The organism is Citrobacter sp. LJND-P06 (assembly GCF_058188415.1).
The window spans coordinates 4,364,999-4,385,182 of the sequence record NZ_CP187317.1 but is presented as its reverse complement, the minus strand read 5'-3'; the positions used below and the strand labels follow the sequence as shown (position 1 = coordinate 4,385,182).

At 50.7% G+C, this 20,184-nt stretch carries 15 protein-coding genes, 6 tRNA genes, 3 rRNA genes and 1 riboswitch; of the genes, 22 read left to right on the top strand and 2 right to left on the bottom strand.

Translation table 11 applies throughout. The features are described from left to right. Positions 1-85: 85 nt before the first annotated feature. Together fabR and ACO7SM_RS20660 are read left to right on the top strand one after the other, a co-directional pair. Positions 86-721 (top strand): HTH-type transcriptional repressor FabR, encoded by a 636-nt coding sequence (gene fabR / locus ACO7SM_RS20665; RefSeq protein ID WP_162380271.1) that lies wholly within the window; start codon positions 86-88, stop codon positions 719-721. Between the two features lie 15 nt (positions 722-736). Further along, the gene (locus tag ACO7SM_RS20660) at positions 737-1,096 is read left to right on the top strand and encodes a YijD family membrane protein (protein WP_203359353.1); all 360 of its coding nucleotides are present in this window, start codon (positions 737-739) and stop codon (positions 1,094-1,096) included. A 52-nt stretch (positions 1,097-1,148) separates the two neighbouring features. On the opposite strand, the gene trmA is transcribed toward ACO7SM_RS20660, so the two are convergent. Then, a complete protein-coding gene (gene trmA / locus ACO7SM_RS20655) occupies positions 1,149-2,249 on the bottom strand; it encodes a tRNA (uridine(54)-C5)-methyltransferase TrmA (protein WP_490469037.1) in 1,101 nt (366 codons plus the stop codon). Between the two features lie 114 nt (positions 2,250-2,363). Continuing rightward, positions 2,364-2,558, top strand: a riboswitch (cobalamin riboswitch). 65 nt (positions 2,559-2,623) lie between these two features. Here trmA and btuB point away from each other — a divergent pair. The 9 genes from btuB (at position 2,624) to birA (ending at position 13,210) form a co-directional block, all read left to right on the top strand. Then, positions 2,624-4,462, top strand: a complete 1,839-nt coding sequence (gene btuB, locus ACO7SM_RS20650) for a TonB-dependent vitamin B12 receptor BtuB (protein WP_490469036.1) — start codon at positions 2,624-2,626, stop codon at positions 4,460-4,462. Next, positions 4,407-5,258, top strand: a complete 852-nt coding sequence (gene murI, locus ACO7SM_RS20645) for a glutamate racemase (RefSeq protein WP_490469035.1) — start codon at positions 4,407-4,409, stop codon at positions 5,256-5,258. The genes btuB and murI overlap by 56 nt, the downstream gene beginning before the upstream one ends. Positions 5,259-5,636: 378 nt before the next feature. Then, positions 5,637-7,178, top strand: a 16S ribosomal RNA gene (locus tag ACO7SM_RS20640). Between the two features lie 70 nt (positions 7,179-7,248). Continuing rightward, positions 7,249-7,325: transfer RNA gene (locus ACO7SM_RS20635), tRNA-Ile, on the top strand. A 110-nt stretch (positions 7,326-7,435) separates the two neighbouring features. Then, a tRNA-Ala gene (locus ACO7SM_RS20630) sits at positions 7,436-7,511 on the top strand. Positions 7,512-7,717: 206 nt separating this feature from the next. Continuing rightward, positions 7,718-10,624: ribosomal RNA gene (locus ACO7SM_RS20625) — 23S ribosomal RNA — on the top strand. A 97-nt stretch (positions 10,625-10,721) separates the two neighbouring features. Next, positions 10,722-10,837 (top strand): 5S ribosomal RNA (rrf, locus tag ACO7SM_RS20620). Together the 16S, 23S and 5S rRNA genes with 2 tRNA genes alongside form the textbook arrangement of a ribosomal RNA operon. A 385-nt stretch (positions 10,838-11,222) precedes the next feature. After that, positions 11,223-12,251: a UDP-N-acetylmuramate dehydrogenase gene (gene murB / locus ACO7SM_RS20615; protein WP_490469034.1), complete on the top strand. Its 1,029-nt coding sequence runs from the start codon at positions 11,223-11,225 to the stop codon at positions 12,249-12,251. Further along, the gene (birA, locus tag ACO7SM_RS20610; protein ID WP_490469033.1) at positions 12,248-13,210 is read left to right on the top strand and encodes a bifunctional biotin--[acetyl-CoA-carboxylase] ligase/biotin operon repressor BirA; all 963 of its coding nucleotides are present in this window, start codon (positions 12,248-12,250) and stop codon (positions 13,208-13,210) included. Before murB ends, birA begins: the two co-directional genes overlap by 4 nt. A 32-nt stretch (positions 13,211-13,242) precedes the next feature. Here the strand turns inward: birA and coaA are convergent, their stop codons facing one another. Beyond that, positions 13,243-14,193, bottom strand: coding sequence for a type I pantothenate kinase (coaA, locus tag ACO7SM_RS20605; protein ID WP_490469032.1), 951 nt, complete (start codon positions 14,191-14,193; stop codon positions 13,243-13,245). 392 nt (positions 14,194-14,585) lie between these two features. Between coaA and ACO7SM_RS20600 the strand changes: the two genes are divergently transcribed. From ACO7SM_RS20600 to rplL, 11 genes are all read left to right on the top strand, one after another. Then, positions 14,586-14,661, top strand: a tRNA-Thr gene (locus tag ACO7SM_RS20600). An 8-nt stretch (positions 14,662-14,669) separates the two neighbouring features. Continuing rightward, positions 14,670-14,754, top strand: a tRNA-Tyr gene (locus tag ACO7SM_RS20595). Between the two features lie 116 nt (positions 14,755-14,870). Beyond that, positions 14,871-14,945, top strand: a tRNA-Gly gene (locus ACO7SM_RS20590). A gap of 6 nt (positions 14,946-14,951) precedes the next feature. Next, positions 14,952-15,027, top strand: a tRNA-Thr gene (locus tag ACO7SM_RS20585). Positions 15,028-15,145: 118 nt separating this feature from the next. Further along, positions 15,146-16,330, top strand: a complete 1,185-nt coding sequence (gene tuf, locus ACO7SM_RS20580) for an elongation factor Tu (protein ID WP_276293209.1) — start codon at positions 15,146-15,148, stop codon at positions 16,328-16,330. Between the two features lie 229 nt (positions 16,331-16,559). Continuing rightward, positions 16,560-16,943, top strand: a complete 384-nt coding sequence (gene secE / locus ACO7SM_RS20575) for a preprotein translocase subunit SecE (RefSeq protein WP_162379675.1) — start codon at positions 16,560-16,562, stop codon at positions 16,941-16,943. Between the two features lies 1 nt (position 16,944). Next, positions 16,945-17,490, top strand: coding sequence for a transcription termination/antitermination protein NusG (gene nusG / locus ACO7SM_RS20570; RefSeq protein ID WP_002438628.1), 546 nt, complete (start codon positions 16,945-16,947; stop codon positions 17,488-17,490). A 155-nt stretch (positions 17,491-17,645) separates the two neighbouring features. Next, positions 17,646-18,074, top strand: a complete 429-nt coding sequence (gene rplK / locus ACO7SM_RS20565) for a 50S ribosomal protein L11 (RefSeq protein WP_003033122.1) — start codon at positions 17,646-17,648, stop codon at positions 18,072-18,074. Positions 18,075-18,077: 3 nt separating this feature from the next. Further along, positions 18,078-18,782: a 50S ribosomal protein L1 gene (gene rplA / locus ACO7SM_RS20560; protein WP_162379676.1), complete on the top strand. Its 705-nt coding sequence runs from the start codon at positions 18,078-18,080 to the stop codon at positions 18,780-18,782. Between the two features lie 416 nt (positions 18,783-19,198). Beyond that, entirely contained in the window at positions 19,199-19,696 is a 498-nt protein-coding gene (gene rplJ / locus ACO7SM_RS20555) for a 50S ribosomal protein L10 (RefSeq protein WP_007704673.1), read from the top strand. A gap of 66 nt (positions 19,697-19,762) precedes the next feature. Next, complete coding sequence (rplL, locus tag ACO7SM_RS20550; RefSeq protein WP_162379677.1) at positions 19,763-20,128, top strand: 50S ribosomal protein L7/L12; 366 nt, start codon at positions 19,763-19,765, stop codon at positions 20,126-20,128. Positions 20,129-20,184 lie beyond the last annotated feature (56 nt).

Here is a 20,184-nt window from a genome sequence, read left to right as displayed (position 1 = left end):
ACAATCATTCACAATCCGGCGTAAACCCGTTACTTTTAATCTCTGGTATAGTGCCAGACAAGGCATACGGAAGGATTCAGACATCGTGATGGGCGTTAGAGCGCAACAAAAAGAAAAAACCCGGCGTTCGCTGGTAGAAGCCGCATTCAGTCAACTGAGTGCTGAGCGTAGTTTCGCCAGTCTGAGCCTGCGTGAAGTTGCGCGGGAAGCGGGCATTGCGCCAACCTCGTTTTACCGCCATTTCCGCGATGTGGATGAGCTTGGTCTGACGATGGTCGATGAAAGCGGTTTAATGCTACGCCAACTGATGCGTCAGGCGCGTCAGCGTATTGCCAAAGGCGGGAGTGTGATCCGCACCTCGGTCTCCACATTTATGGAGTTTATCGGCAACAATCCAAACGCCTTCCGTTTATTATTGCGTGAACGTTCGGGTACCTCTGCCGCGTTTCGTGCGGCCGTTGCGCGTGAAATTCAACATTTCATCGCGGAACTTGCGGACTATCTTGAACTCGAAAACCATATGCCGCGTGCGTTCACTGAAGCTCAGGCCGAAGCCATGGTGACGATTGTCTTCAGTGCGGGCGCGGAGGCATTGGATGTTGGCGCAGAACAGCGTCGGCAATTAGAAGAGCGACTGGTATTGCAACTGCGCATGATTGCGAAAGGGGCATATTACTGGTATCGCCGTGAACAAGAGAAAATGTCACATCACTCCGAGTAACGTGAAGGATGAGCAATGAAACAGTCAGGTCAAGATAAAGGTACGTTATTGCTGGCGCTGGTCGCTGGCTTGTCAATCAATGGTACATTTGCGGCGCTGTTTAGCTCCATTGTGCCATTTTCTGTCTTCCCGTTAATTGCGCTGATACTGGCGGTGTATTGCCTGCATCAACGCTACCAAAATCGCACTATGCCTGTGGGGCTACCGGGCCTCGCTGCCGCCTGCTTTATTCTGGGTGTGCTGCTTTACAGTACCGTGGTTCGTGCGGAATATCCGGATATCGGCTCCAACTTCTTCCCGGCGGTACTGTCGGTGGCGCTGGTGTTCTGGATTGGCTTTAAGGTTCGCAATCGTAAGCAGGAATTGGCAGAGTAATGCAGTAGGCCTGATGGCGCTATGCTTATCAGGCCTGCAACGGCAACACGTTTTACTTCGCTGTCAGCAATACCCCGCACTCCATATGGTGCGTATACGGGAACTGATCAAACAACGCCAGGCGTGACACATTGTGCGTCTGGCTTAATGTTTCCAGGTTCTTGCAGAGCGTCTCTGGGTTGCAGGAGATGTAGAGGATACGCGGATACGCCTGCACCATTTTTTCGGTTTCACTGTCCAGGCCGCTGCGCGGCGGATCAACAAAAATGGTTTCGCACTGATAACTCTTCAGGTCGATGCCCTGTAGACGGTTGAATTCGCGCACACCGTTCATCGCCTGAGTAAACTCTTCCGCAGCCATACGAATAATTTGCACGTTATCAATGTGATTCGCGGCAATATTGTACTGTGCTGCCGCCACTGACGGTTTGGCGATTTCCGTCGCCAGTACGCGGTCAAAATTGCGCGCCAGCGCTAACGAAAAGTTACCGTTACCGCAGTACAGCTCAAGCAGGTCGCCGGTCGATCCTTTGGTTGCATCCAGCGCCCATTCCAGCATGTGAACGTTCATTGCTGCGTTGGGTTGGGTAAAGCTGTTCTCCACCTGGCGGTAGATCATCTCTTTCCCGGCAACCAGCAGACGTTCGTCAATGAAATCCTGGTCCAGCTCAATTTTGGTTTTCGTCGCCCGGCCAATCAGATGCACATTCAGATTTTTTGCGCGTAACGCATCCCGTAGGGCTTCGGCTTCTTTACGCCAGGCATCATCCAGTTTTTTATGGTACAGCAGCGTCACCACTGCCTGATTGCTCATTGTCGTGAGGTAATCAATCTGGAACAGCTTGTGGCGTAGAGTGTGATTGTCACGAACGCCTTCAATCATGGCGGTCATCAGTTGGTTGATAAGCTCGCTAGCGGCCGGGAAGCTGTCGACGCGAATGCGGTTTTTGGTCTGCTGATCAAACATGATGTGGTACAGGTCATCACCGTCGTGCCATAAACGAAATTCGGCGCGCATACGGTAGTGACTGACCGGCGAGCGAAACACTTCCGGCATTAGATCAGAAAACGGCGCCATCATACTCTGCAAACGGACGACTTTCTCGGCAAGCTGCGCGTCATACTGTTCTGTCGGAAGGTGTTCGGGGGTCATGATGCATCCTGAATAATAAAAGTACGCGGGGATTGTAGGGATTGCTCATCAGATGTCCAGTCATTGATGATTACGGATTTGTGATATCCAGCCTGGACAATAGGTTATAGCAGAATGTAGCATCCGTGCTCCGGTCCTGTGAGTTAAAAGGGAACCCAGTGTAAATCTGGGGCTGACGCGCAGCGGTAAGGAATGATGAGATGGATGCGCAAGCAGACACTGCCGTCAGGTGGGAAGTCTTCATCTCTTTTTATCTGGTACATAGATAATCTTCCAAGCCCGAAGACCTGCCGGCTAACGTCGCATCTGGTTTTCATCATCGCGTACTATCGATGGGGCCTGCGGCATCCTTCTTAGATTGTGGATGCTTTACAATGATAAAAAAAACCTCGCTGTTGACGGCGCTCTCCGTCACAGCATTTTCCGGGTGGGCACAGGATGTTAACCCGGACACCATGGTCGTTACTGCAAACCGTTTTCAACAACCTCTCAGCGCTGTGCTTGCCCCTGTGACTGTGGTCACGCGTCAGGATATTGATCGCTGGCAATCGACTTCCGTGAACGATGTGCTGCGCCGTCTGCCTGGGGTAGATATTTCGCAAAGCGGCGGCTCCGGACAGCTCTCTTCCATTTTTGTTCGTGGGACGAATTCCAGCCATGTGCTGGTGTTGGTTGATGGCGTCCGCTTGAATTTGGCGGGGGTCAGTGGATCTGCGGATCTCAGCCAGTTCCCGGTGGCACTTGTTCAGCGTATTGAATACATCCGAGGCCCGCGTTCCGCTATTTATGGTTCGGATGCGATTGGCGGCGTGGTAAACATCATTACAACACGCGAGAAATCTGGCACAGAGTTGTCTGCCGGATGGGGAACGAACAGTTATCAGAACTATAATATTTCAACGCAGCAACAGGTTAGTGAAAACACACGCGTCACGCTGATGAGTGATTATGCCTATACCCGTGGTTTTGATGTTGTCGCTTACGGTGGTACAGGCGTCCAGCCGCAATCCGATCGGGATGGCTTCCAGAGCAAGACGCTTTATGGCGCGCTGGAGCATAATTTTTCCGAAACCTGGAGCGGGTTTGTGCGTGGCTATGGCTATGATAACCGTACTAATTATGACTCCTACTACTGGCCGGGCACACCGCTGATCGACACGCGTCAACTCTATAGCCAGAGCTGGGACGCCGGATTACGCTTCAACGGCGAGAGCATTCAATCTCAACTGGTTTCCAGTTATAGCCACAGTAAGGACTATAACTACGACCCTGAATATGGTCGTTATGATGACTCCGCGACGCTGGATGACATGAAGCAATATAATGTCCAGTGGTCAAACAGTGTCGCCGTTGGTCGTGGTAATGTCGGGGCAGGTATCGACTGGCAGAAACAAACCACGACGCCCGGAACGGGTTATGTGGCTGAAGGTAATGAACAGCGCAACACAGGTCTTTACCTGACAGGGCTGCAGCAACTGGGTGACTTCACCTTTGAAGGTGCAGTGCGCAGTGATGATAATTCCCAGTTTGGCCGTCACAGTACCTGGCAAACCAGCGCCGGATGGGAATTTATTGAAGGCTATCGTTTTATTGCTTCCTACGGCACCTCTTACAAAGCCCCGAATCTGGGACAACTGTATGGCTTCTACGGCAATCCAGATCTGAATCCTGAAGAAAGTAAACAGTGGGAAGGTGCGTTTGAAGGGTTAACGGCAGGCGTTAGCTGGCGTATTTCAGGTTATCGTAACGATATCGATGACATGATCGATTATGACGATCACGCCCAGAAATATTACAACGAGGGGGAAGTCCGTATTAAAGGGGTTGAGGCAACCGCGAACTTTGATACGGGGCCGTTGGCGCATACACTCAGTTACGATTATGTTGATGCCCGTAATGCCATTACCGACAAACCGCTGCCTCGTCGCTCAAAACAACTGGTCAAATATCAACTCGACTGGCAGGTGTATGATTTTGACTGGGGCCTGACGTACCAGTATTTAGGCACCCGTTACGATACTGACTTTGTCACGTATGAGAATGTCAAAATGGGCGGCGTGAGTTTGTGGGATCTGGCTGTTTCATATCCACTCACCTCACAACTGACAGTTCGTGGTAAAATAGCCAACCTGTTCGACAAAGATTACGAGACAGTTTATGGCTACCCAACTGCAGGACGGGAATACACCTTGTCTGGCAGCTACACCTTCTGATCCACGTCCCACCGTGCTGGTGTTTGATTCCGGCGTTGGTGGGCTGTCAGTTTATGATGAGATTCGGCATCTCCTGCCGGATCTCCACTATATATACGCATTCGATAACGTCGCTTTTCCCTATGGGGAAAAAAGCGAAGAGTTTATCGTTGAGCGCGTTGTTGAAATTGTCACTGCAGTTCAGCAGCGTTACCCTCTCGCGCTGGCCGTCATTGCCTGTAACACGGCCAGTACGGTTTCACTGCCTGCATTACGTGAAAAGTTTGCTTTCCCGGTAGTAGGGGTCGTCCCTGCGATTAAACCGGCAGCGAGACTGACGGCGAACGGCGTGGTGGGGCTACTGGCGACGCGAGGGACGGTCAAACGCCCTTATACCCATGAGCTGATTGCGCGCTTTGCTAATGAATGTCAGATCTCCATGTTGGGATCTGCTGAGTTGGTAGAACTGGCTGAAGCCAAGTTGCACGGCGCTCCTGTTCCCCTGGAAGAGTTGCGACGCATTCTGCGTCCCTGGCTTCGCATGCAAGAGCCGCCGGATACGGTGGTATTAGGCTGCACGCATTTCCCTCTATTACAGGAAGAGTTATTGCAGGTACTTCCTGAAGGGACGCGGCTGGTCGATTCCGGTGCTGCAATTGCGCGCCGTACTGCCTGGCTGTTAGAACATGAAGCACCAGATGCAAAATCAACGGATGCGAATGTTGCGTTTTGCATGGCGGCAACGCCGGAGACTGAACAGTTATTACCCGTTTTACAGCGTTATGGCTTCAAAACGCTCGAAAAACTGGCTGTTTAAATGTGTTTTGCTTAAAAAGAAAACACTTGGAAGATTATTTTAAATTTCCACTTGTCAGCCTGAAATAACTCCCTATAATGCGCCTCCACTGACACGGAACAACGGCACGCAAGCCGCCGGGTCAGCGGGGTTCCACTGAGAACTCCGGCAGAGAAAGCAAAAATAAATGCTTGACTCTGCAGCGGGATGGCGTAATATGCACACCCCGCGCCGCTGAGAAAAAGCGAAGCGGCACTGCTCTTTAACAATTTATCAGACAATCTGTGTGGGCACTCGAAGATACGGATTCTTAACGTCGCAAGACGAAAAATGAATACCAAGTCTCAAGAGTGAACATACGTAATTCATTACGAAGTTTAATTCACGAGCATCAAACTTAAATTGAAGAGTTTGATCATGGCTCAGATTGAACGCTGGCGGCAGGCCTAACACATGCAAGTCGAACGGTAGCACAGAGGAGCTTGCTCCTTGGGTGACGAGTGGCGGACGGGTGAGTAATGTCTGGGAAACTGCCCGATGGAGGGGGATAACTACTGGAAACGGTAGCTAATACCGCATAACGTCGCAAGACCAAAGAGGGGGACCTTCGGGCCTCTTGCCATCGGATGTGCCCAGATGGGATTAGCTAGTAGGTGGGGTAACGGCTCACCTAGGCGACGATCCCTAGCTGGTCTGAGAGGATGACCAGCCACACTGGAACTGAGACACGGTCCAGACTCCTACGGGAGGCAGCAGTGGGGAATATTGCACAATGGGCGCAAGCCTGATGCAGCCATGCCGCGTGTATGAAGAAGGCCTTCGGGTTGTAAAGTACTTTCAGCGAGGAGGAAGGCAATACGGTTAATAACCGTGTTGATTGACGTTACTCGCAGAAGAAGCACCGGCTAACTCCGTGCCAGCAGCCGCGGTAATACGGAGGGTGCAAGCGTTAATCGGAATTACTGGGCGTAAAGCGCACGCAGGCGGTCTGTCAAGTCGGATGTGAAATCCCCGGGCTCAACCTGGGAACTGCATCCGAAACTGGCAGGCTAGAGTCTTGTAGAGGGGGGTAGAATTCCAGGTGTAGCGGTGAAATGCGTAGAGATCTGGAGGAATACCGGTGGCGAAGGCGGCCCCCTGGACAAAGACTGACGCTCAGGTGCGAAAGCGTGGGGAGCAAACAGGATTAGATACCCTGGTAGTCCACGCCGTAAACGATGTCGACTTGGAGGTTGTTCCCTTGAGGAGTGGCTTCCGGAGCTAACGCGTTAAGTCGACCGCCTGGGGAGTACGGCCGCAAGGTTAAAACTCAAATGAATTGACGGGGGCCCGCACAAGCGGTGGAGCATGTGGTTTAATTCGATGCAACGCGAAGAACCTTACCTACTCTTGACATCCACGGAATTTAGCAGAGATGCTTTAGTGCCTTCGGGAACCGTGAGACAGGTGCTGCATGGCTGTCGTCAGCTCGTGTTGTGAAATGTTGGGTTAAGTCCCGCAACGAGCGCAACCCTTATCCTTTGTTGCCAGCGGTTCGGCCGGGAACTCAAAGGAGACTGCCAGTGATAAACTGGAGGAAGGTGGGGATGACGTCAAGTCATCATGGCCCTTACGAGTAGGGCTACACACGTGCTACAATGGCATATACAAAGAGAAGCGACCTCGCGAGAGCAAGCGGACCTCATAAAGTATGTCGTAGTCCGGATCGGAGTCTGCAACTCGACTCCGTGAAGTCGGAATCGCTAGTAATCGTGGATCAGAATGCCACGGTGAATACGTTCCCGGGCCTTGTACACACCGCCCGTCACACCATGGGAGTGGGTTGCAAAAGAAGTAGGTAGCTTAACCTTCGGGAGGGCGCTTACCACTTTGTGATTCATGACTGGGGTGAAGTCGTAACAAGGTAACCGTAGGGGAACCTGCGGTTGGATCACCTCCTTACCTTAAAGAACCTGCCTTTGTAGTGCTCACACAGATTGTCTGATGAAAATTAGCAGTAAGAAATCTCTGCAGGCTTGTAGCTCAGGTGGTTAGAGCGCACCCCTGATAAGGGTGAGGTCGGTGGTTCAAGTCCACTCAGGCCTACCAAATTTATCCTGATACTGCGTTGTGAAACGACTCGCATACTTCAGTATGCTTCGCCCTTCCACGCCTTGTCTCAGTATAAATTACCGGTAATGAGATTTAGCATTTGTGATGGGGCTATAGCTCAGCTGGGAGAGCGCCTGCTTTGCACGCAGGAGGTCTGCGGTTCGATCCCGCATAGCTCCACCATTACTTACTGCCAAAACACAAGAAAACTTCAGAGTGTACCTGAAAAGGTTCACTGCGAAGTTTTGCTCTTTAAAAATCTGGATCAAGCTGAAAATTGAAACGACACACTGTGTCTGTTCTCCGTAATAAGAACAGATAAGCGGTGTGTTCGAGTCTCTCAAATTTTCACAACACGATGTGTTTTACGAAACACCTTCGGGTTGTGAGGTTAAGCGACTAAGCGTACACGGTGGATGCCCTGGCAGTCAGAGGCGATGAAGGACGTGCTAATCTGCGATAAGCGTCGGTAAGGTGATATGAACCGTTATAACCGGCGATTTCCGAATGGGGAAACCCAGTGTGATTCGTCACACTATCATTACGTGAATACATAGCGTAATGAAGCGAACCGGGGGAACTGAAACATCTAAGTACCCCGAGGAAAAGAAATCAACCGAGATTCCCCCAGTAGCGGCGAGCGAACGGGGAGCAGCCCAGAGTCTGAATCAGCATGTGTGGTAGTGGAACGGTCTGGAAAGTCCGGCGATACAGGGTGATAGCCCCGTACACAAAATCGCATGTGTTGTGAACTCGAAGAGTAGGGCGGGACACGTGGTATCCTGTCTGAATATGGGGGGACCATCCTCCAAGGCTAAATACTCCTGACTGACCGATAGTGAACCAGTACCGTGAGGGAAAGGCGAAAAGAACCCCGGCGAGGGGAGTGAAAAAGAACCTGAAACCGTGTACGTACAAGCAGTGGGAGCCTCTTTATGGGGTGACTGCGTACCTTTTGTATAATGGGTCAGCGACTTATATTCTGTAGCAAGGTTAACCGAATAGGGGAGCCGAAGGGAAACCGAGTCTTAACTGGGCGTTAAGTTGCAGGGTATAGACCCGAAACCCGGTGATCTAGCCATGGGCAGGTTGAAGGTTGGGTAACACTAACTGGAGGACCGAACCGACTAATGTTGAAAAATTAGCGGATGACTTGTGGCTGGGGGTGAAAGGCCAATCAAACCGGGAGATAGCTGGTTCTCCCCGAAAGCTATTTAGGTAGCGCCTCGTGAACTCATCTTCGGGGGTAGAGCACTGTTTCGGCTAGGGGGTCATCCCGACTTACCAACCCGATGCAAACTGCGAATACCGAAGAATGTTATCACGGGAGACACACGGCGGGTGCTAACGTCCGTCGTGAAGAGGGAAACAACCCAGACCGCCAGCTAAGGTCCCAAAGTCACAGTTAAGTGGGAAACGATGTGGGAAGGCACAGACAGCCAGGATGTTGGCTTAGAAGCAGCCATCATTTAAAGAAAGCGTAATAGCTCACTGGTCGAGTCGGCCTGCGCGGAAGATGTAACGGGGCTAAACTGTGCACCGAAGCTGCGGCAGCGACACTATGTGTTGTTGGGTAGGGGAGCGTTCTGTAAGCCGTTGAAGGTGGCCTGTGAGGGTTGCTGGAGGTATCAGAAGTGCGAATGCTGACATAAGTAACGATAATGCGGGTGAAAAGCCCGCACGCCGGAAGACCAAGGGTTCCTGTCCAACGTTAATCGGGGCAGGGTGAGTCGACCCCTAAGGCGAGGCCGAAAGGCGTAGTCGATGGGAAACAGGTTAATATTCCTGTACTTGGTGTTACTGCGAAGGGGGGACGGAGAAGGCTATGTTGGCCGGGCGACGGTTGTCCCGGTTTAAGCATGTAGGCGGAGCGTTTAGGTAAATCCGGACGCTTACTAACGCTGAGGTGTGATGACGAGGCACTACGGTGCTGAAGTAACAAATGCCCTGCTTCCAGGAAAAGCCTCTAAGCATCAGGTAACACAAAATCGTACCCCAAACCGACACAGGTGGTCAGGTAGAGAATACCAAGGCGCTTGAGAGAACTCGGGTGAAGGAACTAGGCAAAATGGTGCCGTAACTTCGGGAGAAGGCACGCTGATATGTAGGTGAAGCGACTTGCTCGTGGAGCTGAAATCAGTCGAAGATACCAGCTGGCTGCAACTGTTTATTAAAAACACAGCACTGTGCAAACACGAAAGTGGACGTATACGGTGTGACGCCTGCCCGGTGCCGGAAGGTTAATTGATGGGGTTATCCTTAGGGAGAAGCTCTTGATCGAAGCCCCGGTAAACGGCGGCCGTAACTATAACGGTCCTAAGGTAGCGAAATTCCTTGTCGGGTAAGTTCCGACCTGCACGAATGGCGTAATGATGGCCAGGCTGTCTCCACCCGAGACTCAGTGAAATTGAACTCGCTGTGAAGATGCAGTGTACCCGCGGCAAGACGGAAAGACCCCGTGAACCTTTACTATAGCTTGACACTGAACACTGGTCCTTGATGTGTAGGATAGGTGGGAGGCTTTGAAGTGTGGACGCCAGTCTGCATGGAGCCAACCTTGAAATACCACCCTTTAATGGCTGGTGTTCTAACGTAGACCCGTAATCCGGGTTGCGGACAGTGTCTGGTGGGTAGTTTGACTGGGGCGGTCTCCTCCTAAAGAGTAACGGAGGAGCACGAAGGTTAGCTAATCCTGGTCGGACATCAGGAGGTTAGTGCAAAGGCATAAGCTAGCTTGACTGCGAGAGTGACGGCTCGAGCAGGTGCGAAAGCAGGTCTTAGTGATCCGGTGGTTCTGAATGGAAGGGCCATCGCTCAACGGATAAAAGGTACTCCGGGGATAACAGGCTGATACCGCCCAAGAGTTCATATCGACGGCGGTGTTTGGCACCTCGATGTCGGCTCATCACATCCTGGGGCTGAAGTAGGTCCCAAGGGTATGGCTGTTCGCCATTTAAAGTGGTACGCGAGCTGGGTTTAGAACGTCGTGAGACAGTTCGGTCCCTATCTGCCGTGGGCGCTGGAGAATTGAGGGGGGCTGCTCCTAGTACGAGAGGACCGGAGTGGACGCATCACTGGTGTTCGGGTTGTCATGCCAATGGCATTGCCCGGTAGCTAAATGCGGAAGAGATAAGTGCTGAAAGCATCTAAGCACGAAACTTGCCCCGAGATGAGTTCTCCCTGAGACTATAAGTCTCCTGAAGGAACGTTGAAGACTACGACGTTGATAGGTCGGGTGTGTAAGTGTAGCGATACATTGAGCTAACCGATACTAATGAACCGTGAGGCTTAACCTTACAACGCCAAAGGTGTTTTGGTGGAAGAAAGACATCAATATCAGCTTGATACAGATTAAATTAACGCGCAGAGAAGCGAGTTAATAAACAGAATTTGCCTGGCGGCTGTAGCGCGGTGGTCCCACCTGACCCCATGCCGAACTCAGAAGTGAAACGCCGTAGCGCCGATGGTAGTGTGGGGTCTCCCCATGCGAGAGTAGGGAACTGCCAGGCATCAAATTAAGCAAGAGGCCATCCGAAAGGATGGCCTTTTTGCTTTACCTGTAGCCAGACAGTTCACTACGGTGAGAGCAGGACAAAATCGTCGGGAACGATTTTGAACGCCGTTGACGGCGGCCCCGCAGGGGCGAGTATCAGGATGATACGAGTACTATGGAGTCGGGAACGATTTTGAACGTTGCGCAGCAACGGCCCGGAGGGTGACGGGCAGGAAAGCCCGTCATACAACTGCCAGGCATCAAATTAAGCAAGAGGCCATCCGAAAGGATGGCCTTTTTGCGTTTCGTATATATCCTCTTATCCCCCCCTCGCCATAACCACAAGCCATACTGCTGCTTATGCTGTAAACTAAGCGCGATTTTGCATCAGGAAAGCGTCTATGAATCACTCCCTTAAACCCTGGAATACCTTCGGTATTGAACAATCTGCCAACGCAATTGTTTGTGCTGAAAATGAACAACAAGTACTGAACGCCTGGCAATTAGCAAACTCACTTGGTCATCCGGTACTGATACTGGGTGAGGGGAGTAATGTGCTCTTCCTTGAACCTTTCCGGGGGACGGTGATCATTAACCGTATCAAGGGAATTGCAGTGACGGAAAAAACGGATGCGTGGCACTTGCATGTCGGTGCGGGTGAAAACTGGCATCATCTGGTGCAGTACTCTCTTGAGCAGGGAATGCCGGGTCTGGAAAATCTGGCGCTAATTCCTGGCTGTGTTGGTTCATCCCCTATCCAGAATATCGGCGCTTATGGCGTAGAGCTACAACGTGTCTGCGAATACGTTGACTGCGTTGAATTGTCGACAGGCAAACATCTGCGCATAAGTGCTGAAGAATGCCGTTTTGGTTACCGTGACAGTATTTTCAAACATGAATATCAGGATCGCTTTGTGATTGTCGCTGTTGGCCTGCGCTTGCCTAAACATTGGCAGCCCGTACTGACTTACGGAGATCTCGCGCGTCTGGATCCTGCAACGGTCACACCTCTGCACGTTTTTGATTCTGTCTGCCATATGCGTACAACAAAGCTACCCGATCCGAAAGTGAACGGTAATGCAGGTAGCTTCTTTAAAAACCCGGTTGTCGCCGCTGATATTGCACAGACGCTGCTGTCAACATTCCCCGGCGCGCCACATTATCCGCAAGTGGATGGTTCGGTGAAACTGGCTGCAGGCTGGCTCATCGACCAGTGTCAATTGAAAGGCGTGGGTATTGGTGGTGCTGCTGTACACCGCCAGCAGGCACTGGTGCTGATCAATGCTGAAAATGCGACAAGTGAAGACGTTGTGCAGCTTGCACACTTTGTGCGTGAAAAAGTGGGTGAAAAATTTAATGTCTGGCTGGAGCCAGAGGTTCGCTTCATTGGATCTACAGGTGAGATAAACGCTGTGGAGGTCATCGCATGAAGGATAATACCGTTCCCCTGACGCTCATTTCTTTATTGGCCGATGGTGAGTTTCATTCCGGTGAACAACTGGGTGAAAAGCTAGGAATGAGTCGCGCGGCAATTAACAAGCATATCCAGACGTTACGCGACTGGGGTGTCGATGTGTTTACCGTTCCAGGCAAAGGATACAGCTTACCGGAGCCGATACAGTTACTGGATGCTTCGCGCATTCTTAGCCAACTGGATGGTGGCACTGTTTCCGTACTTCCCGTTATAGATTCTACGAATCAGTACTTATTGGATCGTATCGGGCAGTTGAATTCTGGTGATGCCTGTGTGGCAGAATACCAGCAGGCAGGCCGTGGCCGACGCGGGCGCAAATGGTTTTCACCGTTTGGCGCCAATCTGTACCTCTCTATGTTCTGGCGTCTGGAACAAGGCCCGGCAGCGGCGATTGGTCTGAGTCTGGTCATCGGTATTGTCATGGCAGAAGTGCTGCGTGATCTGGGTGCTGATAAAGTACGGGTGAAATGGCCTAACGACCTTTACCTTCAGGATCGGAAACTGGCCGGTATCCTTGTCGAGTTAACAGGAAAAACGGGCGATGCTGCGCAAATTGTCATCGGTGCAGGGATCAATATGGCGATGCGCCGTGTAGAAGAAGGGATAGTGAATCAGGGATGGATTAACCTTCAGGAAGCCGGTATTACCCTTGATCGCAATACACTGGCTGCACGACTTATTAGAGAGCTTCGCGCCGCGCTGGAATTATTTGAACAAGAAGGATTAGCCCCTTATCTGTCCCGCTGGGAACAACTGGATAACTTTATTCATCGGCCTGTGAAACTGATCATCGGTGATAAAGAAATATTTGGTATTTCTCGAGGAATAGATACTCAGGGAGCATTACTGCTTGAACAGGATGGTGAGATTAAATCCTGGATGGGCGGGGAAATATCGCTGAGAAGCGCAGAATAATAACAAGGGGGAGCTATGGCTCCCCCGTTACGTTATTTTCTCAGTCGCACTTGTTCGACGGCGTGATTGGCACTCTTCGTCATGATGAGGCTGGCACGTTCACGAGTTGGCAAAATATTTTGTTTTAGATTCAACCAGTTGATCTCTTTCCATAGCGATGTCGCTGTATTGATAGCTTCATCTTTAGATAATTTTGCATAGTTATGGAAATAGGAATCTGGATCGGTAAACGCCCCTTCGCGGAACTTAAGGAAGCGGTTGATATACCACGTTTGAAGTAATTCTTCGGGTGCGTCGACATAGATAGAGAAGTCGACAAAATCAGAAACAAATACATGATGCGGATCGTGCGGATAGTCCATTCCGCTTTGCAATACATTTAATCCTTCAAGAATCAATATATCAGGCTGTGCAACCGTTTTATCCCCATCCGGGATCACATCATAAATTAAATGTGAGTAGACCGGGGCCGTGACGTTTGGCACGCCTGATTTGAGATCTGAAACGAATTGCACCAGGCGACGCATATCATAAGACTCAGGGAATCCTTTCTTCTTCATCAAGCCGCGATCTTTTAAGACCTGATTGGGATACAGGAAACCATCTGTCGTAATCAATTCAACGCGACGGTGCTCGGGCCAACGGCTCAGTAGTGCTTGCAGGACACGCGCAGTGGTGCTTTTACCGACCGCAACGCTACCCGCAATGCTAATGATGTAGGGAATGCGCTGACCGTTAGTCCCTAAAAATTGCTCCAGAACCGCCTGGCGACGCAGGTTTGAACTGATGTAAAAATTAAGCAGGCGCGAAAGGGGTAAATAGATCTCGGCAACTTCTTCCAGCGACAAATCTTCATTAATACCTTTGAGTCGCGCAACCTCATCCTCTGCCAACGTCATTGGCACGGAATCGCGGAGTGCAGCCCATTGGTTGCGATCAAACTGTAGGTAAGGCGTCATTAACGTTTGCTCTTTTATACTCATAAGCATGTTTCTGACTGTCATTGCTCTATCAGGTCGATGATAAAAAGGCGAATCATCCCCGGCATGCAATGGCACGTCACATTTCAGTTAATTTGGACAATAGGCAGGAGGGTAACACCAGATGGGAGGGAATAATAAGAAAAAATATCTCATGAGAAACTTTAGCTGGGGGACGATGTGGCGGATATACCTTATGCATAAGAGGTGAGTTCTCTTCATTAGTGTTCCTGAATCGCTGCGATAAAGGGGGTTAAAGCTGAAAAAATGCACAGGCTGGAATGGGAATCGACTATTTATCGATCTCATAGTGCAAAATGTGAGCGAAAGAACATTTTATGCAATTTTTTAGTTGCATGAGTGCGAATGTCTCCATAAAATGCGCGCTACTTGATGCCGACTTAGCTCAGTAGGTAGAGCAACTGACTTGTAATCAGTAGGTCACCAGTTCGATTCCGGTAGTCGGCACCATCAAGTCCGGTGGGGTTCCCGAGCGGCCAAAGGGAGCAGACTGTAAATCTGCCGTCACAGACTTCGAAGGTTCGAATCCTTCCCCCACCACCACTTTCTGGCAGCGTTTTCGCCGCCTGAGTTGATTAAAAAATCAATCAGCTCAAAACATAAAAAGAGAGCAATCTCTTTTTTGTTACAGAAAGAACTGGGTAGCCGAGTTTCAGGATGCGGGCATCGTATAATGGCTATTACCTCAGCCTTCCAAGCTGATGATGCGGGTTCGATTCCCGCTGCCCGCTCCAAGACGTGCTGATATGGCTCAGTTGGTAGAGCGCACCCTTGGTAAGGGTGAGGTCCCCAGTTCGACTCTGGGTATCAGCACCACTTCACTTCTCCTTCCCGTTTCTCTCTGTTTACCGTTAAAAACATTCAACAGTTCAGGCATATCGCCTGGTTGATGTGGTGATATCACCGATTTATCCGTGTCTTAGAGGGACAATCGATGTCTAAAGAAAAGTTTGAACGTACAAAACCGCACGTTAACGTCGGTACTATCGGCCACGTTGACCATGGTAAAACAACGCTGACCGCTGCCATCACTACCGTACTGGCTAAAACCTACGGCGGTGCTGCTCGCGCATTCGACCAGATCGATAACGCGCCGGAAGAAAAAGCTCGTGGTATCACCATCAACACGTCTCACGTTGAATATGACACCCCGACTCGCCACTACGCGCACGTAGACTGCCCGGGCCACGCCGACTATGTTAAAAACATGATCACCGGTGCTGCGCAGATGGACGGCGCGATCCTGGTTGTTGCTGCGACTGACGGCCCGATGCCGCAGACTCGTGAGCACATCCTGCTGGGTCGTCAGGTAGGCGTTCCGTACATCATCGTGTTCCTGAACAAATGCGACATGGTTGATGACGAAGAGCTGCTGGAACTGGTAGAAATGGAAGTTCGTGAACTTCTGTCTCAGTACGATTTCCCGGGCGACGACACTCCGATCGTTCGTGGTTCTGCTCTGAAAGCGCTGGAAGGCGAAGCAGAGTGGGAAGCGAAAATCATCGAACTGGCTGGCTTCCTGGATTCTTACATCCCAGAACCAGAGCGTGCGATTGACAAGCCGTTCCTGCTGCCTATCGAAGACGTATTCTCCATCTCTGGCCGTGGTACTGTTGTTACCGGTCGTGTAGAGCGCGGTATCGTTAAAGTTGGCGAAGAAGTTGAAATCGTTGGTATCAAAGAGACTGCTAAGTCTACCTGTACTGGCGTTGAAATGTTCCGCAAACTGCTGGACGAAGGCCGTGCTGGTGAGAACGTTGGTGTTCTGCTGCGTGGTATCAAACGTGAAGAAATCGAACGTGGTCAGGTACTGGCTAAGCCGGGCACCATCAAGCCGCACACCCAGTTCGAATCTGAAGTTTATATCCTGTCCAAAGACGAAGGCGGCCGTCATACTCCGTTCTTCAAAGGCTACCGTCCGCAGTTCTACTTCCGTACTACTGACGTGACTGGCACCATCGAACTGCCGGAAGGCGTAGAGATGGTAATGCCGGGCGACAACATCAAAATGGTTGTTACCCTGATCCACCCGATCGCGATGGACGACGGTCTGCGTTTCGCAATCCGTGAAGGCGGCCGTACTGTAGGCGCGGGCGTTGTTGCTAAAGTTATCGCTTAATCGCTGATAACATTTGACGCAATGCGCAATAAAAGGGCATCATTTGATGCCCTTTTTGCACGCTTTCGAACCAGAACCTGGCTCATCAGTGATTTTTTTTGTCATAATCATTGCTGAGACAGGCTCTGAAGAGGGCGTTTAGTCCGAAACTCATCAGAGCATTTCGGTTTGGATTGCCTCGCTTACGCGGGGTGAAAATGTTTGTAGAATACTTCTGACAGGTTGGTTTATGAGTGCGAATACCGAAGCTCAAGGAAGCGGGCGTGGCCTGGAAGCGATGAAGTGGGTGGCTGTAGCCCTATTATTGCTTGTGGCTATCGTTGGCAACTACCTCTATCGTGACATGATGCTGCCGCTGCGCGCGCTGGCCGTAGTGATTCTGATTGCGGCAGCGGGTGGTGTTGCGCTGTTGACGACAAAAGGTAAAGCGACGGTTGCTTTTGCCCGTGAAGCGCGTACTGAAGTCCGTAAGGTCATTTGGCCGACTCGCCAGGAAACATTGCACACCACACTGATTGTGGCTGCAGTTACTGCAGTAATGTCACTAATCCTGTGGGGACTGGATGGTATTCTGGTCCGCCTGGTATCCTTTATCACTGGCCTGAGGTTCTGAGATGTCTGAAGCTCCTAAAAAGCGCTGGTACGTCGTTCAGGCGTTTTCCGGTTTTGAAGGCCGCGTAGCGACGTCGCTGCGTGAGCATATCAAATTACACAATATGGAAGAGTTGTTTGGTGAAGTCATGGTGCCGACCGAAGAAGTGGTCGAAATCCGTGGTGGCCAGCGTCGCAAAAGCGAACGCAAATTCTTCCCGGGCTACGTACTGGTCCAGATGGTGATGAACGACGCAAGCTGGCACCTGGTGCGCAGCGTACCGCGTGTGATGGGCTTCATCGGTGGTACTTCCGACCGTCCGGCGCCAATCAGCGATAAAGAAGTTGATGCGATTATGAACCGCCTGCAGCAGGTGGGTGATAAGCCGCGTCCGAAAACGCTGTTTGAACCGGGTGAGATGGTTCGTGTTAGCGATGGTCCGTTTGCTGACTTTAATGGCGTGGTTGAAGAAGTCGACTACGAGAAGTCCCGCCTGAAAGTTTCTGTTTCTATCTTCGGTCGTGCGACCCCGGTAGAACTGGATTTTGCTCAGGTTGAAAAAGCGTAACACGTCGATCAAAAAAGCGGCGATTTAATCGTTGCACAAGGCGCGAGATTGGAATACAATTTCGCGCCTTTTGTTTTTATGGATTCCATCCGTAAAACGAATTTTATCACGGGGAGCCTCTTTGAGGCGCTATAACCCAACCAGAGGAATTTAGAATGGCTAAGAAAGTACAAGCCTATGTCAAGCTGCAGGTTGCAGCTGGTATGGCTAACCCGAGTCCGCCGGTAGGTCCAGCACTGGGTCAACAAGGCGTGAACATCATGGAATTCTGTAAAGCGTTCAACGCAAAAACTGATTCCATGGAAAAAGGTCTGCCGATCCCGGTTGTTATTACCGTTTACGCTGACCGTTCTTTCACTTTCGTTACCAAAACGCCTCCGGCAGCAGTACTGCTGAAGAAAGCGGCTGGTATCAAGTCTGGTTCCGGCAAGCCGAACAAAGACAAAGTGGGTAAAATTTCCCGCGCTCAGTTGCAGGAAATCGCGCAGACCAAAGCTGCCGACATGACTGGTTCCGACATTGAAGCGATGACTCGCTCCATTGAAGGTACTGCACGTTCCATGGGCCTGGTAGTGGAGGATTAAGAAATGGCTAAACTGACCAAGCGTATGCGCGTGATCCGTGACAAAGTTGATGCAACTAAACAGTATGACATCAACGAAGCTATTGCTCTGCTGAAAGAGCTGGCCACTGCTAAATTCGTAGAAAGCGTGGACGTTGCCGTTAACCTCGGCATCGATGCTCGTAAATCTGACCAGAACGTACGTGGTGCAACTGTACTGCCGCACGGTACTGGCCGTTCCGTTCGCGTAGCCGTATTTACCCAGGGTGCAAACGCTGAAGCTGCTAAAGCTGCAGGTGCTGAACTGGTAGGTATGGAAGATCTGGCTGACCAGATCAAGAAAGGCGAAATGAACTTTGACGTTGTTATTGCTTCCCCGGATGCAATGCGCGTTGTTGGCCAGCTGGGCCAGGTTCTGGGTCCGCGCGGCCTGATGCCAAACCCGAAAGTTGGTACTGTAACTCCTAACGTTGCTGAAGCTGTTAAGAACGCTAAAGCGGGTCAGGTTCGTTACCGTAACGACAAAAACGGCATCATCCACACCACCATCGGTAAAGTGGATTTTGACGCTGACAAACTGAAAGAAAACCTGGAATCTCTGCTGGTTGCGCTGAAAAAAGCAAAACCGACTCAGGCGAAAGGCGTGTACATCAAGAAAGTTAGCCTCTCCACCACCATGGGTGCTGGCGTTGCCGTTGATCAAGCTGGTCTGAGCGCTTCTGCGAACTAAGATTAGCTTTACGTGGGCGGTGGATTTGTCTACAATTCTACCCCCACGATTCTGTTGAAATATACAGACTCTATGCGAGTCATTTGAATTGCGGCAAGGTAGCAAGCGAGTGAATCCCGGGAGCATAGTTAACTATGTGACTGGTGTGAGCGAGAGCAGCTAACGCAGCAGCGGTTCGAAGGACGAAGTCATAGACAAGATTTGTTCGTTGGAGCCTGGCCTAATCCAGGCCTCCGTCGAAGACCGCAGGTGTTTCGTAAGAAGCTTAATGCCCTGCGTAGACGGTGACAGAACGCTAAGATTATTTCTGATACTCTGGCTTGTTTCTGCTCACCGTATTTAGACGCTCTGTCCGTTGGGAAGAGTGAAGTGAGTTCCGGAACATGAGTTCCGGCAAACATCCAGGAGCAAAGCTAATGGCTTTAAATCTTCAAGACAAACAAGCGATTGTTGCTGAAGTCAGCGAAGTAGCCAAAGGCGCGCTGTCTGCAGTAGTTGCGGATTCCCGTGGCGTAACTGTAGACAAAATGACTGAACTGCGTAAAGCAGGTCGCGAAGCCGGCGTATACATGCGTGTTGTTCGTAACACCCTGCTGCGCCGTGTTGTTGAAGGTACTCAGTTTGAGTGCCTGAAAGACGCGTTCGTTGGTCCGACCCTGATTGCATATTCTATGGAACACCCGGGCGCTGCTGCTCGTCTGTTCAAAGATTTCGCGAAAGCGAATGCAAAATTTGAGGTCAAAGCCGCAGCCTTTGAAGGTGAATTGATCCCGGCATCGCAAATCGATCGCCTGGCAACTCTGCCGACCTACGAAGAAGCAATTGCACGCCTGATGGCAACCATGAAAGAAGCTTCGGCTGGCAAACTGGTTCGCACTCTGGCTGCTGTTCGCGATGCGAAAGAAGCTGCTTAATCGCAGTTATCTTTATCAAGCATCTGCTTACGTATAAACTTATTCTGATTTTCAGGAACAATTTAAATGTCTATCACTAAAGATCAAATCATTGAAGCAGTATCCGCTATGTCCGTAATGGACGTTGTAGAACTGATTTCTGCAATGGAAGAAAAATTCGGTGTTTCCGCTGCTGCTGCTGTAGCTGTAGCTGCTGGCCCGGCTGAAGTTGCTGAAGAAAAAACTGAATTCGACGTAATTCTGAAAGCTGCTGGCGCTAACAAAGTTGCTGTTATCAAAGCAGTACGTAGCGCAACTGGCCTGGGTCTGAAAGAAGCTAAAGACCTGGTAGAATCTGCTCCAGCCGCTCTGAAAGAAGGCGTGAGCAAAGATGACGCAGAAGCACTGAAAAAATCTCTGGAAGAAGCTGGCGCTGAAGTTGAAGTTAAATAAGCCAACTTTTCTGGTTGCAGCCTAAGAAATTAGGCTGATGGCTGGTGACTTTTTAG

What these genes read in the sequence shown, in the direction of transcription:
- ACO7SM_RS20660 (WP_203359353.1), top strand. Translation starts at nt 737, where the DNA reads ATGAAACAGTCAGGTCAAGATAAAGGTACGTTATTGCTGGCGCTGGTC.
- trmA (WP_490469037.1), bottom strand. Translation starts at nt 2,249, where the DNA reads ATGACCCCCGAACACCTTCCGACAGAACAGTATGACGCGCAGCTTGCC.
- btuB (WP_490469036.1), top strand. Translation starts at nt 2,624, where the DNA reads ATGATAAAAAAAACCTCGCTGTTGACGGCGCTCTCCGTCACAGCATTT.
- murI (WP_490469035.1), top strand. Translation starts at nt 4,407, where the DNA reads ATGGCTACCCAACTGCAGGACGGGAATACACCTTGTCTGGCAGCTACA.
- murB (WP_490469034.1), top strand. Translation starts at nt 11,223, where the DNA reads ATGAATCACTCCCTTAAACCCTGGAATACCTTCGGTATTGAACAATCT.
- birA (WP_490469033.1), top strand. Translation starts at nt 12,248, where the DNA reads ATGAAGGATAATACCGTTCCCCTGACGCTCATTTCTTTATTGGCCGAT.
- coaA (WP_490469032.1), bottom strand. Translation starts at nt 14,193, where the DNA reads ATGAGTATAAAAGAGCAAACGTTAATGACGCCTTACCTACAGTTTGAT.
- tuf (WP_276293209.1), top strand. Translation starts at nt 15,146, where the DNA reads ATGTCTAAAGAAAAGTTTGAACGTACAAAACCGCACGTTAACGTCGGT.
- secE (WP_162379675.1), top strand. Translation starts at nt 16,560, where the DNA reads ATGAGTGCGAATACCGAAGCTCAAGGAAGCGGGCGTGGCCTGGAAGCG.
- nusG (WP_002438628.1), top strand. Translation starts at nt 16,945, where the DNA reads ATGTCTGAAGCTCCTAAAAAGCGCTGGTACGTCGTTCAGGCGTTTTCC.
- rplK (WP_003033122.1), top strand. Translation starts at nt 17,646, where the DNA reads ATGGCTAAGAAAGTACAAGCCTATGTCAAGCTGCAGGTTGCAGCTGGT.
- rplA (WP_162379676.1), top strand. Translation starts at nt 18,078, where the DNA reads ATGGCTAAACTGACCAAGCGTATGCGCGTGATCCGTGACAAAGTTGAT.
- rplJ (WP_007704673.1), top strand. Translation starts at nt 19,199, where the DNA reads ATGGCTTTAAATCTTCAAGACAAACAAGCGATTGTTGCTGAAGTCAGC.
- rplL (WP_162379677.1), top strand. Translation starts at nt 19,763, where the DNA reads ATGTCTATCACTAAAGATCAAATCATTGAAGCAGTATCCGCTATGTCC.